Annotated in this window: 15 protein-coding genes, 1 tRNA gene and 2 pseudogenes; 9 read left to right on the top strand and 9 right to left on the bottom strand. The window is 48.1% G+C overall.

The window, feature by feature from the left end; all coding sequences use genetic code 11:
- Nucleotides 1–2: 2 nt before the first annotated feature.
- A complete protein-coding gene (locus tag GW590_RS03455; protein WP_169401593.1) occupies nucleotides 3–902 on the bottom strand; it encodes a glycyl-radical enzyme activating protein in 900 nt (299 codons plus the stop codon).
- A gap of 139 nt (nucleotides 903–1,041) precedes the next feature.
- Between GW590_RS03455 and fsa the strand changes: the two genes are divergently transcribed.
- The gene (gene fsa, locus GW590_RS03450; protein ID WP_169401592.1) at nucleotides 1,042–1,704 is read left to right on the top strand and encodes a fructose-6-phosphate aldolase; all 663 of its coding nucleotides are present in this window, start codon (nucleotides 1,042–1,044) and stop codon (nucleotides 1,702–1,704) included.
- A 206-nt stretch (nucleotides 1,705–1,910) separates the two neighbouring features.
- Here fsa and sgrT read toward each other — a convergent pair whose 3' ends face one another.
- Nucleotides 1,911–2,069: a glucose uptake inhibitor SgrT gene (gene sgrT / locus GW590_RS03445; RefSeq protein ID WP_169401591.1), complete on the bottom strand. Its 159-nt coding sequence runs from the start codon at nucleotides 2,067–2,069 to the stop codon at nucleotides 1,911–1,913.
- A 692-nt stretch (nucleotides 2,070–2,761) separates the two neighbouring features.
- Between sgrT and GW590_RS03440 the strand changes: the two genes are divergently transcribed.
- The 3 genes and pseudogenes from GW590_RS03440 to GW590_RS03430 form a co-directional block, all read left to right on the top strand.
- A complete protein-coding gene (locus GW590_RS03440) occupies nucleotides 2,762–4,030 on the top strand; it encodes a DUF1479 domain-containing protein (RefSeq protein WP_169401590.1) in 1,269 nt (422 codons plus the stop codon).
- Nucleotides 4,031–4,160: 130 nt separating this feature from the next.
- Nucleotides 4,161–4,925, top strand: coding sequence for a DeoR/GlpR family DNA-binding transcription regulator (locus tag GW590_RS03435; protein ID WP_169401589.1), 765 nt, complete (start codon nucleotides 4,161–4,163; stop codon nucleotides 4,923–4,925).
- Nucleotides 4,926–5,112: 187 nt separating this feature from the next.
- Nucleotides 5,113–5,301: pseudogene (locus GW590_RS03430) on the top strand (Rpn family recombination-promoting nuclease/putative transposase); the annotation flags it as partial.
- A gap of 602 nt (nucleotides 5,302–5,903) precedes the next feature.
- Here the strand turns inward: GW590_RS03430 and GW590_RS24280 are convergent.
- The 3 genes from GW590_RS24280 to GW590_RS03415 all read right to left on the bottom strand — a co-directional run bounded on the left by GW590_RS24280 (nucleotide 5,904) and on the right by GW590_RS03415 (nucleotide 6,887).
- A complete protein-coding gene (locus tag GW590_RS24280) occupies nucleotides 5,904–6,071 on the bottom strand; it encodes a hypothetical protein (RefSeq protein ID WP_235955837.1) in 168 nt (55 codons plus the stop codon).
- A 148-nt stretch (nucleotides 6,072–6,219) separates the two neighbouring features.
- Nucleotides 6,220–6,348: a transposase gene (locus GW590_RS03420; protein WP_169401588.1), complete on the bottom strand. Its 129-nt coding sequence runs from the start codon at nucleotides 6,346–6,348 to the stop codon at nucleotides 6,220–6,222.
- Nucleotides 6,349–6,527: 179 nt separating this feature from the next.
- Nucleotides 6,528–6,887, bottom strand: coding sequence for a hypothetical protein (locus GW590_RS03415; protein WP_169401587.1), 360 nt, complete (start codon nucleotides 6,885–6,887; stop codon nucleotides 6,528–6,530).
- Between the two features lie 158 nt (nucleotides 6,888–7,045).
- Between GW590_RS03415 and GW590_RS24275 the strand changes: the two are divergent.
- Nucleotides 7,046–7,268, top strand: a pseudogene (locus GW590_RS24275) (transposase); the annotation flags it as partial.
- Nucleotides 7,269–7,379: 111 nt separating this feature from the next.
- Nucleotides 7,380–7,604: an integrase core domain-containing protein gene (locus GW590_RS24600; protein WP_408014906.1), complete on the top strand. Its 225-nt coding sequence runs from the start codon at nucleotides 7,380–7,382 to the stop codon at nucleotides 7,602–7,604.
- A 4-nt stretch (nucleotides 7,605–7,608) separates the two neighbouring features.
- Here the strand turns inward: GW590_RS24600 and GW590_RS03400 are convergent.
- From GW590_RS03400 to aspA, 4 genes are all read right to left on the bottom strand, one after another.
- A tRNA-Phe gene (locus tag GW590_RS03400) sits at nucleotides 7,609–7,684 on the bottom strand.
- A gap of 120 nt (nucleotides 7,685–7,804) precedes the next feature.
- Entirely contained in the window at nucleotides 7,805–8,380 is a 576-nt protein-coding gene (dicD, locus tag GW590_RS03395; RefSeq protein WP_169401585.1) for a division control transcriptional repressor DicD, read from the bottom strand.
- Between the two features lie 333 nt (nucleotides 8,381–8,713).
- Entirely contained in the window at nucleotides 8,714–10,456 is a 1,743-nt protein-coding gene (locus GW590_RS03390; RefSeq protein WP_328803032.1) for a protein-disulfide reductase DsbD, read from the bottom strand.
- 310 nt (nucleotides 10,457–10,766) lie between these two features.
- Nucleotides 10,767–12,203: an aspartate ammonia-lyase gene (gene aspA / locus GW590_RS03385; protein WP_169401584.1), complete on the bottom strand. Its 1,437-nt coding sequence runs from the start codon at nucleotides 12,201–12,203 to the stop codon at nucleotides 10,767–10,769.
- A gap of 366 nt (nucleotides 12,204–12,569) precedes the next feature.
- Between aspA and GW590_RS03380 the strand changes: the two genes are divergently transcribed.
- The 3 genes from GW590_RS03380 (at nucleotide 12,570) to groL (ending at nucleotide 15,200) form a co-directional block, all read left to right on the top strand.
- Nucleotides 12,570–13,052, top strand: coding sequence for an FxsA family protein (locus GW590_RS03380; RefSeq protein ID WP_169401583.1), 483 nt, complete (start codon nucleotides 12,570–12,572; stop codon nucleotides 13,050–13,052).
- Between the two features lie 155 nt (nucleotides 13,053–13,207).
- Entirely contained in the window at nucleotides 13,208–13,501 is a 294-nt protein-coding gene (locus GW590_RS03375) for a co-chaperone GroES (protein WP_009636718.1), read from the top strand.
- 52 nt (nucleotides 13,502–13,553) lie between these two features.
- Nucleotides 13,554–15,200, top strand: a complete 1,647-nt coding sequence (gene groL, locus GW590_RS03370) for a chaperonin GroEL (protein ID WP_169401582.1) — start codon at nucleotides 13,554–13,556, stop codon at nucleotides 15,198–15,200.
- Nucleotides 15,201–15,271 lie beyond the last annotated feature (71 nt).

Raw genomic sequence — 15,271 nt, 5'->3', positions numbered from 1 at the left:
TCTCATCCTCTTAGGGTAACAGTCAGGCCTTTATGTTCGGCATAGGACTGAGCGAAGCTTAATAATTCAGGGTCTTCCAATGGCTTATCGGGAGCGTGATAAGGTTGATTTAACAGGACATATTTGTTCATGCCCAAGGTGTGATAGGGCAAAAAGTGAATGTCGTTCACCGCTAAAACATCAGCAGAAAAATCTACAATGGCGGCAATGGATATTTTGTCGGCATTGAAACCCTGGATCAGGGGCACGCGGATAATGATTTTTTTTCCTGCCGCTGCCAGTTTTCGCAGGTTTTCCATCACCCGTTTTGCCGAGCCATCGGTCCATTGTTTAAACACCTGGTCATTTACATGTTTTAAATCTGCCAGGAACAGATCAACATAGGGCAGTGAGGGCTCAATGTAGTGCCAGGGAACATGCAGGCAAGTTTCGACGGCGGTATGAATACCTTCTTCATGGCTTTGTTTAAATATCTCTGCCGCCAGTTGAGGAGCCATAAAAGGTTCTCCCCCGGATAAGGTTATGCCGCCAGAACTGCGCTGGTAGAAAGGCTGGTCACGCCTGACGACCGCCATAATCTCTTCAAGGTTTTTCTCTTCGCCACACACCGTCAGGGCCAGCGTGGGGCAGATATGTTCTAATGCTGCGATATGCCGTGTTTCGATTCTGTCTCTGAAGATCAGCAACCCGGAGAGGGTTTTTTCGATGACTTCCGGTGCTGCTTGCTGGCACAGATTGCAGTCCTGCAGACACAGGCGCGCGTCATACAGCAACTCTTTTTCGCGAGAACGGCTTTCCGGATTTTGACACCAGCGGCAGCCAAGAGAGCATCCCTTCAGGAATACTACGGTGCGGATCCCTGGGCCATCATGGGTGGAATAGCGCTGGATATTAAAAATCATAATCATCACTCCTTGTTGCGTATGACAATTAAAGTGCTTTCAAACGAAAGTAACATTGATTCCGATCAACAAAGAAGTGGCCTTGAGGGATATACTTAGTGAAACTTGCTTAACGTCACATCTTTCCCGAGGAAAAATCATGGAACTCTATCTCGATACTTCTGATGTTACTGCCGTAAAACGTCTTGCCCGCATCTTCCCTTTAGCTGGCGTGACCACCAATCCGAGTATTATCGCCAGTGGCAAAATACCTGTGGATGTGGTTCTTCCTGAGCTAAAAGAAGCGCTGGGCGGCAACAGTCGGCTATTTGCCCAGGTAATGGGATCGCACGCAGAACAAATGGTGGCAGATGCTCGAAAACTGCGCGCCATCATTAGCGATATTGTGGTGAAGATCCCGGTAACCGCTGAAGGGTTGGCGGCGATCAAAATATTGAAAAAAGAAGGCATCCCGACGCTGGGAACTGCTGTTTACGGCGCATCGCAGGGATTATTATCGGCACTGGCCGGTGCCGAGTATGTGGCTCCTTATGTTAATAGAATTGACGCACAGGGCGGCGATGGTATTCAGACCGTGAAAGACTTACAGCAATTACTTAAACTTCACGCACCTGCGGCAAAAGTATTGGCAGCAAGCTTTAAAACCCCCCGCCAGGCGCTGGATTGTCTGCTGGCCGGTTGTGAATCCATTACCTTACCGCTTGATGTGGCCGAACAAATCATTACCACACCTGCCGTTGCGGCTGCGGTAGCGAAATTCGAAAAAGATTGGTTGGCGGCCTTTGGCGTCCAAGGTCTGTAAGAAAAAAGGGCGATGCTTCCGCATCGCTCTTTCAGACTGCTGACAAAGTCCGTTATTAGGGAGAGTGCACCGTTGGGGTCGTAGCGGGCTTGCCCGCCGGAGCGCCCCCAGGTGTGCTATGCCCGGGTATCTCGATCATCAAGACGACTTTGTCATCAAACTCAAAGGGCGATGCTTCTGCATCGCCCTTTTTATTATGGGTAATATTAATCATTTTTTGAGAAGGTATGCGTGACTTCCCATTGCATAATCGTTTCCAGCATATCGCAACGTTGTTTTGCATTGGGGACCCAAACTACCCAATTGTTATTTTTTTCAGTATTTTTGAAATAAGTATTAAAAAATTCTTGCATAGCGTTTTTCATTTGGCACCTCTGAACGTTGCGATAATATAACTGCAGGTTTATTGGATATTTATTTCAGATAAATATATATTTTACAGATAGTTATCGGATGCAGATAAACAGCGGTTAACCCAATCAATAATACCTCGCCTAAAGTCCAGCATATAAAATCTACTGTTTCTTCTTGCCACTGCATTCCGGTCTGAACACATTATGGCGGTAAATATGGGGGAGAAAAATTGATAGGTTTATCAAAAAACAACCTCATTTAAACGTTGTGAAATTTTTAGGGAAATTGCCTTAAATTTTTTGTTTAACAGTGGGTTATGATGTTTTTCTTTAGCGGGAAGCACCTTTGTCAAAAGTTGTGATACAGGTCTCATTCTTGTCTAAAAGGGGAAAAAAGAGGAAGTAAATATTTTGTTTTCTTTGCTGTCAGTTTTTGTGTTTTATAGTAAATTTACTTATTAATGTTATATATCAAATAGTTATTTTTATTCGGTATCTCATCTTGTAATTCCTCTTTTCAATAAAAACCATTTTTTCCATCATGTTTTTATCCTGGTCATCGCGGTTATCAAGAATTGTAAAAACCGTGATCTACTGCAAAATTTTCCAGTAACCATTTTGTTACATTTAGCTAACTGGTTACGAATGAAATCTAATGTATCTTCGTTCATAATTTGCGTTTGCTATGATTACTGGAGAATTTTATGGATAACACGTTCACTTCCACGACATTACCGATTGATTACAAACAAAATATCATTGAAATGAAAAAGCAGCTTCGCCAGCAAATCGGCGATGTTGAAGGATTATTCCGTCAGGTTTGCCAAAAAATTGAGGCTGAGATCTCGGCGGCACGCGCTGAAGAACAAGCCAATGGTACCGCCTGGCCTGAAATCGCCTGGTCAGAACTGGCTGCGGGTAAGATCTCCGAGGCTAAAATTGCGCAAGTCAAACGCCGTGGTTGTTTGGTGGTGCGGCAGACGTTTCCACGCGATGACGCTCTGGCCATGGATCGCTCAATGTTAAGCTACCTGGACGATAACAATTTCGATGAGGTTTATCGCGGGCCTGGCGATAACTTCTTTGGTAGCCTGGAAGCCTCACGTCCTGAAATCTATCCTATTTACTGGTCAAAGGCGCAAATGGAAGCCAGGCAGAGTCAGCAAATCGGCGTGGTACAGTCGTTTTTAAATCGTCTTTGGAAATTCAGTGATGCGGGGGGCGCCTGGTTTGATCCTGATATTAATATTATTTACCCGGATCGGATCCGCAGACGCCTTCCCGGCACCACTTCCAAGGGCCTGGGAGCACACACTGATTCCGGTGCTTTAGAACGTTGGTTGTTACCTGCCTACCAGAAAGTGTTTCGCAAAATATTCACCAACCGCTTTGACGAGTACGATCCCTGGGATGCAGCCTTCCGCCCCGACGTTAATGAATATGATGTTGATAACACGACAAAATGTTCTGCATTTCGTACTTTCCAGGGATGGACGGCGTTATCTGATATGGCTATCGGTCAGGGTTTATTACACGTAGTGCCGGTTCCCGAGGCTATGGCCTATGTATTACTGCGGCCTTTATTGGATGATGTGCCTGAAGACGAGTTATGCGGTGTTGCCCCAGGCCGGGTGTTACCGATATCAGAAAAATGGCATCCCCATCTTATCAAGGGGCTATCCAGTATTCCGCAGTTGCAGGCCGGTGACTCTGTCTGGTGGCACTGTGATGTGATCCATTCCGTCGCGGCGGTTGAAAATCAGCAGGGCTGGGGTAACGTAATGTATATTCCGGCAGCGCCGCTGTGTGCCAAAAATGCCGCTTATGCACGCAAGGTGCTCGATGCACTGAAGAAAGGGGGCTCGCCTGCTGATTTTCCTCGTGAAAACTATGAGGAGAACTGGAAAGGCAGGTTCCTGGATCGCGACCTTAATGAAAATGGTCGCCTGGGTGTTGGCCTGGAAAGCCGGTAGTATTCACCCATGGCTTCTGCGATAAGCAAGACGCCATGGGCCTTATCAACCTCTGCTTCACAATGCTGAAATGCGTTCCTGCCTCGAACTTGTTAGAATCCCCCATCCGCAACAAATTTCGAGGCTTTTGATGAATGCCAGACAACTAATGATAATTCAACTTGTTAATGAACGGGGTAGCATTAGCGTAGGGGAATTAGCCAAGATTACCGAAGTATCAGAAGTGACGGTTCGCCAGGATTTAAATATGCTGGAGAAGGCGAGCTACCTTAAACGTATTCATGGTGCTGCTGTTTCCACTGAGAGTGATGATGTGCAAGCCAGGATGCATGCGCGTTTTCCGCTAAAACAGGATCTGGCTGAATATGCCGCCTCATTTGTAAAAGAGGGGGAGTCGGTCTTTATCGAAGGGGGAAGCACCAATGCGCTGTTGGCCCGTTTTCTGTCAAATAACAAAGACATCACCATCGTAACCGTCAGTCACTATATCGCCAGCCTGCTTAAAGAGTCACAGTGCGAAATCATCGTGCTGGGTGGCTTGTATCAGAAAAGCAGCGAGTCCGTGGTGGGGCCATTAACTCGCAGTTGCATTCAACAGGTCCATTTTCAGAAAGCCTTTATCGGCATTGATGGCTGGCATCCCGATACCGGCTTTACCGGCAAAAACATGCTCAGATGTGACATTGTCAATGCGGTGATGGATAAGGGCGTGGAAACCTTTGCGCTTACCGACTCATCAAAATTTGGTCATATCCATCCGTACCCGATCAGCCATAGTCACCATTTTAGTCACGTTATTACCGACAGTGGCTTATCGACTGAATATCAGGAAATACTTGAACAGCGGGATACGCGCGTGCATATCGTGCCAGATCGCCCACTAAAAGCCGGGTGATTGCCGGGACATTCACGGTTAAACAGCAATTCACCATGCTGGCGTCAAAACCTGTGGCTACAGAGAAACCGTTCATCAAAAGCAGTTCAACGGCCATTGACGCAAGGACGCCAGCAGAGGGCATCTCTTTGCCCCTTATTGCGCATCATTTCGGTCAATTTTATGACGGAAATTAAACTTTGTGATCTCGCTGCAACTGGCGTCAGGTTCTTTCATTGAAGACGACCTGCGCTTGTACTATTTCGATGTGCTGTACTCTCTGAAGGCAGGCAATAGTGAAGGGTATGTTTGTTGCCTCTTCGAACATCAAAGCACGCCAGATAAACACATGGCGTTCCGTCTCATGGGATATGCCATTGCGGCAATGCAACGTCATCATCATCTGTTAACCATAAATGTGCTGGGGTAGACATATAATATCCTTTTATTTAAAGTGCTATCGTTTCAGATTGAAACAGAAAACAGAAACGAGAATAATGATTATGAATATTCCAACAATCTCTATCCCAAAAGACGGGAGATAATGGGAAATAAATAAAGCAAAAATAACAACAGCGAGCGTTGGAACATACATCCAGAAAGAGAAAATGATATCCTTTTTTAATTGCCTTCTAAAAAAAGACATGCATTTAAATTTGAATGCCACAAATAAAAATACACTAAAGAGAATAAATAATGTTATTAGCTCAATAGCCATAGGTTGCAAAAAAAGAGTGGCGAAAATTGCAAAAAAAAGGTTAAGCAGCGCTAAGTATCCACACCAGTACATATTGGCCCTATATTCTTTTTTTACTATCATATATATTACCTGGCTAATTTAATAATTAAATCTGCAAGCTCATCGTCAGTTATGAAGAATGGATTTAAATACATATTTTGGGTAATGAATGGCTCAATTATGAAATACATCATTTCAAGATTTCTTTCATATAAAACAGCATAATAGAAAGCATTGGAGTTTTTAATGCGTTAGCGCTGTTAGCTGCTTCCTGAAGACGTATAATACAATGCTCTGGTTGCACCATCTCCAATCTGATTTAAATTAGAAATAATCTTATCTTTTACGCCAGCCAGCGCCTCTTCCACTTTTAACGCTAGTATTTTATTTGCTTGCATCGTAGTAATAATTGAGTCGCTGTAATACATATCTGTCCTTAATTTATTCTTAACTTACCCTTAAAATCATATCCTCTGACTATATAATTACCAACAAACACACATAAGCTGCAAGCCATTTTTAATGGCAATACAGTTACTATACTAATTAAGGTAACTTACTTTTAAGCTGCCGGACCTAGTGCTGCATGGCAATTTTACCGACACCCATCGCCTCACAGGCTTGCGCGACGGAGTAACCCCGGTCAAGCACAAGGTCAGCTGCTTCACATTTAAATTCTGGAGAAAAAGTTCTGCTGGATCTCATTGGACACCTCTTTTGTATAAGGGAAGTTTATCACCCTTAATATGTGTCCAAGATCATTAAGCCATCTCAGTCGGAGGTGAAAACATGGTTTACGGTACAGCAGTACTGTACAAATAGTCGTGTTTTCATGTTGGATTGGGGTCATCATTGGGGGGGCCCTTTTCCCATCATGTCCCATGCTACGAATTGACTGATGCCAGTTCGTGAAGTCTGTTGATGATCTTTGAGTTATCGACAGAAATGTACTCGATAACATCCAGCCAGATGATGTTACGTTTATCAAAACCCTGGTGATAAAACTGAAACCGGAGACCCGGAGCGCAAACAAGCAGTGCGGCGTTACGCGCGATGAGCACTTCGATATCCGATTCCGTGTCATCCGGAATGACCTTCCAGGGTAGCCTCTTCCTGTCTAACTCTCTTTGCAGGCCTTTAATAAATTTATCACTCAGGAAGTAAGGGAAGTACCCGCCAGATAGGAGAGATCGACCAAGCATAGGGCTTGGACGATGAATGAAGTAAATTGGTCCGTTGGCCATAATTTTCCCTTTTAGTTTGCATCATATCCCTTTCCACTATATCAACTGTGAGATTATGTGGTCATCCTCTATTCCCTGCCAGTAATGCTTGTTGCTGTTACGTTTGGTATGGATGCCATCTACCTTGACACTTACCGCACCTGCTGATCCGGCATTAGATACTGAAAGCGCGTTTCACTGAAACTCAGATCCTGCGAGTTCTAAAAGGAGTTGAAGGGGGGTCGGCATGTTAAGGATGTGTGCCGCGAAAACGGCGTGTCGGAAGCCAGCTATTACAACTGGAAATCTAAATACGGCGGTATGGAGTCCTCTGATATCAAACGAATGAAAGAGCTGGAAGAGGAAAACCGCCGATTAAAGCAGATGTATGCCTCCTTGAGCGGTTAAGTGCTGAAAGAGGCTATCCGGCTTTTATACGTCGCGATAACGGGCCAGAACCTTACAGCCGCTACTTTAGCCGAATGGGCAGAGTTGCACGGCCTGATACTCGATATGTATCTGTTCAGAACACTGTCAGAAGTCCGAGTGCTAACAGAAGACTGGCGCGCAGAATATAACGAAGAACGTCCGCATAGCTCACTGGGTGATATGCCACCCGTAGCGGTGGTACTAAAAACAGGAGGGACTACAAAGAGAGCGTTGACGCAATTTGCAGAGGGTAGAAAAAAATCGCTAAACCCAAAATGCGAAAAACCCGCCATAAGCGGGTTATTCTGAATAATGGTGCCCGGACTCGGAATCGAACCAAGGACACGGGGATTTTCAATCCCCTGCTCTACCGACTGAGCTATCCGGGCAACGGGGCGCATTAAACCGTATTGGCCCTGCGCCGTCAACGCATTTATGCAACAAATGGGAGAAAAGCCGCTTGATTGCTGGCTTTTCAGCCAAAATGGACGATTCAGGGCACTGTTTGGTCAGGAAAGTGCGCCGTGCTCACGACAGCGTGCAATATTCAGCACATCTTCGGCCAATCGACGAGCTACCTCGACATCGTGCAACTGGCGTTTAACCAACAGCTTGCTTAAACAGCCTTCCAGGATCAGCTCCATCTGCTGGGCGACCATTTCCGCGTCGTCCGATCCCATCTCTTGCAGCAGCTCCAGCGTATACTGGAAAGAAGCCTGCTTCTGTTTTTCGGCCAACTGATGAATAGCCGAATCGCTATGGGGATAGAAGCTACAGGCGGCAATAAACAGACAGCCGGGGTAACGCTGTTGTCTGACTTGTTCATCCAGCACCTTATAGCGTGCCAGCAGCTTTTGTGGGGGGCTTAGCGTGTCATCAAGCAACAGCTGGCGACGCCAGATATCAATCTGATCACCATGATGGCGCAGGCTGTCATACAGCAGCGCTTCGGCGTCTGGCCAGAAAAGTTGCAACTCATGCAGAGGAACATCCACCAGTGTGGCGATAGATTCCAGAGATAATGTGGCTAAGCCGCGTTGCTCCAATAAATTGAGTGTTTGGTCCAGGACCTGTTCACGTAGCACCTTTGCCTCCTTTTTCCCTTCGTTCTTGACGCCGTAGCTGTGTTAGCTGCTCTCATTCACCCGAATCACTGACTTGAGTCAGCTCATCGGGATTCATTCGTTTGCTGCCTTGCTACAACGCCAATAACTTTGGGAAAACCCTTCGTTCTTGACGCCGTAGCTGTGTTAGTTGCTCTCATTCACCCGAATCACTGACTTGAGTCAGCTCATCGGGATTCATTCGTTTGCTGCCTTGCTACAACGTCAATAACTTTGGGAAAACCCTTGGTTCTTGACGCCGTAGCTGCGTTAGCTGTTTGACTGCAATCTAAATATGTCTGCATATAGTGTCGTTTACCGCCGGATATTGTGCAAATGGGCTGTAAATTCTGCACTATCCATAAATCCCGTGACGCGGGTTTGGGGCAATTCTTTTCCCTCGGATCCAAAAAACAGGATCGTCGGTAGCCCGAGAACATTGAGCCGTTTAAGCAGTGCCGCCTGTTCGGGGCTATTTTGCGTCACATCCGCCTGTATCAGCAGGGTATCGGCCAGCTCGGCCTGCACCTGGGGCGTGGTAAAGGTGTATTTCTCAAATTCTTTACAGGCAACGCACCAGTCAGCATAGAGATCCAGCATAACGCGTTTTCCCTGCGCTTGTTGCAGTGCCGTATCTAATTCATCAATATTTCGGATTTTTTGGAAATTAAGCCCGTGGCTGCTTACCTGAGTAGGAGGTACGGTGGCGAAAGCCCAGTCTTGCAGCGGTCTGCTGACAATCAATGTGGCAGCCAGCAGCGCCAGTTGCAGGATACGCAGCAGGCCATGGCTGCTTTTCAAACTCAGCAATAATGCCCAGCCGAAGAAGGCGATGCCCAGCAGACTCCACAGGCGCAGACCCCAGGTATCGCCGATCACTCGCTCCAGCAGAAACACCGGTAATGCGAGGATCACAAAGCCAAAGCCCTCTTTGACATAATGCATCCACGGGCCGCTACGGGGTAGCAGGCGGTTGCCAAATAGCGTGACGGCAATCAGCGGGATCCCCATCCCCAGGGCATAGAGATAGAGGGTACCGGCACCGGCCCACGGATTACCGCTTTGCGCAATATACAGCAGGATGGCGCTAAGTGGTGCGGTGGTGCAAGGCGAGCAAATCAGCCCGGCTAATGCTCCCATCACCAATACCCCGATCAGGGATCCCCCCTGTTGTTCATTGCTCATCAGCGCCAGCCGGGTTTGCAGCGAAGAGGGCAGTTGCAGGCTAAACAGACCAAACATCGACATCGCCAGGGCAATAAACATCACCGACAGGCCTATCAGCACCCAGGGGCTCTGCAAGGCGGCCTGAAATTGCAATCCGGCAACGGCAACTACCACCCCCAGCAGGGTATAGGTCAGCGCCATGCCCTGCACATAGAGCATGGCCAGCAGGAAAATACGCTTGAGGCTGTGCGGGCGCTGGCGGCCTAAAATGATGCTGGAGATCAGCGGATACATCGGCAATACGCAGGGGGTGAAGGCAATGCCGATGCCAATAATCAGCGCCCAAAGCGGGGAGAAGGGCAAGGGAATGACCTGCGGCGACGGCTGTGCGCTGACCGGGGTGCCGGGATTGGAGTTAGCCGCTGTAAAGGCTACCACTTGGTCCAGCGGCACCTCCCGGGTCTCCGGCGGGTAGCAGAATCCGGCCGCGGCGCAGCCCTGATAGGTGACGCGGACTTTGCCATGGGCGGTCGCCTGCCTGACAGGAATAACCAGACTCAGGTGATTTTTATAGATCTCGGCATCGCCAAAAAACTCGTCATGATGTGCCAGCCCCTGCGGCATGATAAAAGCGGCCAGGGTGGCATTCTCAGGCAGGATGTCGATCTTTTGACGATAGAGATAGTATCCGTCGCGGATCTGCCAGTTAAGGGTCAGAGACGAACCTTTTTGTGAGAAATCAAAATTGAATGCCTGATTGGCTGGCACAAATCGTGGTTGATCTGTATTGCCAAACAGTGATGCCTGGCTGCTGATCGGCAGCAATAGCAGGCTGCATAACAGCAGGCAGCACAGCGCGAAAAGTTTTTTAAAAATTTGTGGTTCCGTCACGGGTTGGTTTTCTCTTTCTGTTTAGCGGCAGGCTGGCTATCGCCTGTTTTTTAACCCGTCATTATACCCATGACAGGAGGATAGGAGAACGGCCGAAGCGCCGGAATAAGAGTGTTTACCGCGAAAGTAAGGCATATCAGCAGCCAGTGTAGAAAAAAATGGTTAATAAATACTGCTGCTCTGAGGGAAATTAAAACAATAAAAACGATGGGGCGCTGGCGGATAAAGTGCCGTGCATAGCAGTGAATCACGCCGTGCCCTGAGGGGGCTATTGTGGGTATGGCGCGGTTGCGTCATACCCACACAGCCATTACTGCTCGTTTTCGTCCGTATAGCGTTTGGCTTTATAGGCCGGATGCATCAGGTTTTCTATCGAGAAGATATCGTCCAGCTCGGCCTCGGTCAGCAAACCGCGCTCGAGCACCACTTCGCGTACGCTTTTGCCGGTCTCCGCACAGATTTTACCGACAATATCGCCGTTGTGGTGGCCAATAAACGGATTGAGATAGGTAACAATCCCAATGGAATTAAAGACATAAAATTCGCAGACTTCTTTATTGGCGGTAATGCCGTTGATGCATTTTTCCAGCAGGTTGTAGCAGGCATTGGTTAGAATATGAATGGATTCAAACATCGCCTGGCCGATCACCGGTTCCATCACGTTCAGTTGCAATTGACCGGCTTCTGCCGCCATGGTGACGCAAACATCGTTACCAATCACTTTAAAGCAGACCTGATTCACCACTTCCGGGATCACCGGATTGACCTTGGCCGGCATAATCGACGACCCGGCCTGCAGTTCCGGCAGGTTGATTTCATTAAGCCCGGCGCGTGGGCCAGAAGAGAGCAGACGCAGATCGTTACAGATCTTCGACAACTTGACCGCCAGCCGTTTCAGCGAGCTGTGCACCATGACATAGGCACCGCAGTCGGAGGTGGCTTCAATCAAATCTTCTGCCGGTATGCAGGGCAGGTTGCTGACTTCGGCCAGTCGCTGCACCGCCAGCGCCTGATAACCATCTGGCGTATTGAGGCGAGTACCGATAGCCGTTGCCCCGAGGTTGACTTCCAGCAGCAGTTCGCCGGTGCGCAGCAGATTGCGAGTTTCTTCTCTCAACAATACGTTGAAGGCATGAAACTCCTGACCGAGGGTCATCGGGACCGCGTCCTGCAACTGGGTGCGCCCCATTTTCAGGATTTTTTCAAACTCTACGGCCTTGCGTTCAAAGCCGTCGCCCAGTTGCGCAATGGCATCTACCAGTTTGAGCAAGGAGGCATACACGGCCAGACGAAAGCCGGTTGGGTAGGCATCGTTGGTCGACTGGCATTTATTGAGATGGTCATTGGGATTGAGAAACTGGTAATCGCCTTTTTGATGGCCCATCAATTCAAGCCCAATATTGGCCAGCACCTCATTGGTATTCATGTTTACGGAAGTTCCGGCACCACCCTGGAAAACATCGATCGGGAACTGATCCATGCATTTCCCTTTGTTTAACACTTCATCACAGGCCTGGATAATGACATCGGCAATTTTGCGCGGGATGGTTTGCAGCTCTTTATTGGCCAATGCGGCGGCTTTCTTTACCATCACCATGCCACGGACAAATTCCGGTACATCGCTGATTTTAGTGTTACTGATATAAAAGTTTTCAACAGCGCGCAGGGTATGGATACCCCAGTAGGCATCGGCGGGAACTTCACGTGTACCCAGCAGATCTTCCTCGATACGGATCGTATTTGACATGAGAACCTTCTTTTTGGTGCTAAGTAGTTACGGGCTAATTAAAAATATGTTAATGATGCCGGGGAAAATAAAATATTACACCACAATAGCCGCTAGCCAGTGCGATCATATGCTGCTCATGACGAAATGCACGTAATAAGTAGAGCATGGTGATGCTTTTCGACAAAAGGTTTACATATCTGTGAAATTTCTCACAATTCACCCATTAACGAATTAAATCTCGCCAACAGGTTGAAATGGCCTGCTAACGATACCATCTCCTTAGTGTCAGTCTTCATAGGATAAGCCTATGGGGCCCCTCTTGCAGAGTTCTGAAACGTCATCAGATAGCGATGGTTCCGGGCTTAATCTTATAAGGAGAGCGCAGTGCGCTGGTTACCTTTACTGTTGTTATTTCTATTGGCATATATAGAAATAACTTTATTTATTAAAGTGGCGGCCGTTTTGGGCGTCGCGATAACCCTGCTGCTGGTGGTCTTTACCTCCTGTGTCGGGGTGTCTCTGGTGCGTAATCAGGGCATGAAAACCATTATGCAGTTGCAGCAAAAGCTGGCGCTGGGTGAAAGCCCTGCCGCAGAAATGGTGAAAAGTGTCTCGCTGGTTTTCGCCGGATTCCTGTTGTTGGTGCCGGGTTTTTTCACCGATATCCTCGGCCTGCTGTTATTGTTGCCGCCGGTGCAAAAATCGCTGACGCTAAAATTGATGCCGCATTTGAATATCTATCGTTCTGGCGGTGCCGGTGCTGCCAACGGGCAGACGTTCGAGGGAGAGTTCCAGCGCAAGGATGAAAACCCGGAGCGCCTGGTTTCTCCGCGTGATGATCGCGGCTCGGATCCTAAGGATCGTTAAGATTGCAGATAAAGAAAATGCAAAAATTTTTCTTTTCTGCCCTTGAAGGGGCGCGTAATGCCCCCATTAAACAAACCACGAGGTCAGGATAGCGTTAATGCCTGGCATTCAACCCTAAATTATTAGATATGGACCTGCTCACAGGAGAGTTATCAATGAAAATTCGTCCATTGCATGACCGCGTTATCGTCAAGCGTAAAGAAGTTGAATCCAAATCTGCTGGCGGCATCGTTCTGACTGGCTCTGCTGCGGGTAAATCAACCCGTGGTGAAATCCTGGCTGTCGGTCATGGTCGCATTCTGGAAAATGGTGAAGTGAAAGCGCTGGACGTGAAAGTTGGCGATATCGTCATTTTCAACGACGGTTACGGCGTGAAAGCTGAGAAGATCGACAATGAAGAAGTGTTGATCATGTCTGAGAGCGACATCCTGGCTATCGTTGAAGCCTAATCGCCTCTCTCCATCACTTATTCTGAACTGAACGAATTGAAGGGAAATTATAATGTCAGCTAAAGAAGTCAAATTCGGTAATGACGCCCGCGTAAAAATGCTCAACGGCGTTAACATTCTGGCTAACGCAGTTAAAGTTACCTTGGGCCCTAAAGGCCGTAACGTAGTTTTGGACAAATCTTTTGGTGCGCCGACCATCACTAAAGACGGCGTCTCTGTAGCGCGTGAAATCGAACTGGAAGACAAGTTCGAAAACATGGGCGCACAGATGGTGAAAGAAGTCGCGTCCAAAGCTAACGATGCTGCAGGTGACGGTACCACTACGGCGACCGTGCTGGCACAAGCGATCATCACTGAAGGCCTGAAAGCTGTTGCTGCCGGTATGAACCCAATGGACGTGAAACGCGGTATCGATAAAGCCGTTATCGCTGCTGTTGAAGAGCTGAAAGCGCTCTCCGTTCCTTGCTCAGACTCTAAAGCTATCGCTCAGGTTGGTACTATCTCTGCCAACTCCGACGAAACTGTGGGTAAACTGATCGCTCAGGCGATGGAAAAAGTGGGTAAAGAAGGCGTCATCACCGTTGAAGAAGGCACTGGCCTGATCGACGAGCTGGACGTTGTTGAAGGTATGCAGTTCGACCGCGGTTACCTTTCTCCTTACTTCATCAATAAACCAGAAACTGGTGCTATTGAACTTGAAAGCCCGTTCATCCTGTTGGCTGACAAGAAAATTTCTAACATCCGCGAAATGCTGCCAGTGCTGGAAGCGGTTGCTAAAGCCGGTAAACCACTGCTGATCATTGCCGAAGATGTTGAAGGCGAAGCCCTGGCAACGCTGGTGGTTAACACCATGCGCGGTATCGTGAAAGTGGCTGCGGTTAAAGCACCTGGTTTCGGTGACCGTCGTAAAGCAATGCTGCAAGATATCGCAACCCTGACTGGCGGTACCGTTATCTCTGAAGAGATCGGTATGGAGCTGGAAAAAGCCACCTTGGAAGATATGGGTCAGGCCAAACGCGTTGTGATCAACAAAGACACCACCATCATCATCGATGGCGTAGGTGACGAAGCAACTATTCAGAGCCGTGTGACTCAGATCCGTCAACAGATCGAAGAAGCAACCTCTGACTACGATAAAGAAAAACTGCAAGAGCGTGTAGCTAAACTGGCAGGCGGCGTTGCCGTTCTGAAAGTTGGCGCAGCAACTGAAGTTGAAATGAAAGAGAAGAAAGCACGCGTAGAAGATGCGCTGCACGCAACCCGTGCTGCCGTAGAAGAAGGCGTGGTTGCTGGTGGTGGTGTTGCGCTGGTTCGCGTAGCTCACAAACTGGCTGGCCTGAAAGGCGATAACGAAGATCAGACCGTAGGTATCAAAGTGGCACTGCGTGCCATGGAAGCGCCACTGCGTCAGATCGTTATCAACGCCGGTGAAGAAGCTTCTGTTATTGCCAATAAAGTGAAAGCGGGCGAAGGCAGCTTCGGCTACAACGCTTACACCGAAGAATACGGCGATATGATCGCGATGGGTATCCTGGATCCAACGAAAGTGACTCGTTCTGCTCTGCAGTACGCGTCTTCTATCGCTGGCCTGATGATTACCACCGAATGCATGATCACCGACCTGCCTAAAGACGATAAAGTCGATATGGGTGGCGCTGGTGGTATGGGTGGAATGGGCGGCATGGGCGGCATGATGTAATCATCCCCCCAGGCAGCTTTTCTGCTTGATCTTGCGGGTGTTTCGATACTCGCAGGAATAAAGAAGCCCGG

Source organism: Rouxiella aceris (assembly GCF_012933545.1).
GTDB lineage: Bacteria > Pseudomonadota > Gammaproteobacteria > Enterobacterales > Enterobacteriaceae > Rouxiella > Rouxiella aceris.
This window is presented reverse-complemented; position numbering and strand designations above follow the sequence as displayed.

What these genes read in the sequence shown, in the direction of transcription:
- GW590_RS03455 (WP_169401593.1), bottom strand. Translation starts at nt 902, where the DNA reads ATGATTTTTAATATCCAGCGCTATTCCACCCATGATGGCCCAGGGATC.
- fsa (WP_169401592.1), top strand. Translation starts at nt 1,042, where the DNA reads ATGGAACTCTATCTCGATACTTCTGATGTTACTGCCGTAAAACGTCTT.
- sgrT (WP_169401591.1), bottom strand. Translation starts at nt 2,069, where the DNA reads ATGAAAAACGCTATGCAAGAATTTTTTAATACTTATTTCAAAAATACT.
- GW590_RS03440 (WP_169401590.1), top strand. Translation starts at nt 2,762, where the DNA reads ATGGATAACACGTTCACTTCCACGACATTACCGATTGATTACAAACAA.
- GW590_RS03435 (WP_169401589.1), top strand. Translation starts at nt 4,161, where the DNA reads ATGAATGCCAGACAACTAATGATAATTCAACTTGTTAATGAACGGGGT.
- GW590_RS24280 (WP_235955837.1), bottom strand. Translation starts at nt 6,071, where the DNA reads ATGTATTACAGCGACTCAATTATTACTACGATGCAAGCAAATAAAATA.
- GW590_RS03420 (WP_169401588.1), bottom strand. Translation starts at nt 6,348, where the DNA reads ATGAGATCCAGCAGAACTTTTTCTCCAGAATTTAAATGTGAAGCAGCT.
- GW590_RS03415 (WP_169401587.1), bottom strand. Translation starts at nt 6,887, where the DNA reads ATGGCCAACGGACCAATTTACTTCATTCATCGTCCAAGCCCTATGCTT.
- GW590_RS24600 (WP_408014906.1), top strand. Translation starts at nt 7,380, where the DNA reads ATGTATCTGTTCAGAACACTGTCAGAAGTCCGAGTGCTAACAGAAGAC.
- aspA (WP_169401584.1), bottom strand. Translation starts at nt 12,203, where the DNA reads ATGTCAAATACGATCCGTATCGAGGAAGATCTGCTGGGTACACGTGAA.
- GW590_RS03375 (WP_009636718.1), top strand. Translation starts at nt 13,208, where the DNA reads ATGAAAATTCGTCCATTGCATGACCGCGTTATCGTCAAGCGTAAAGAA.
- groL (WP_169401582.1), top strand. Translation starts at nt 13,554, where the DNA reads ATGTCAGCTAAAGAAGTCAAATTCGGTAATGACGCCCGCGTAAAAATG.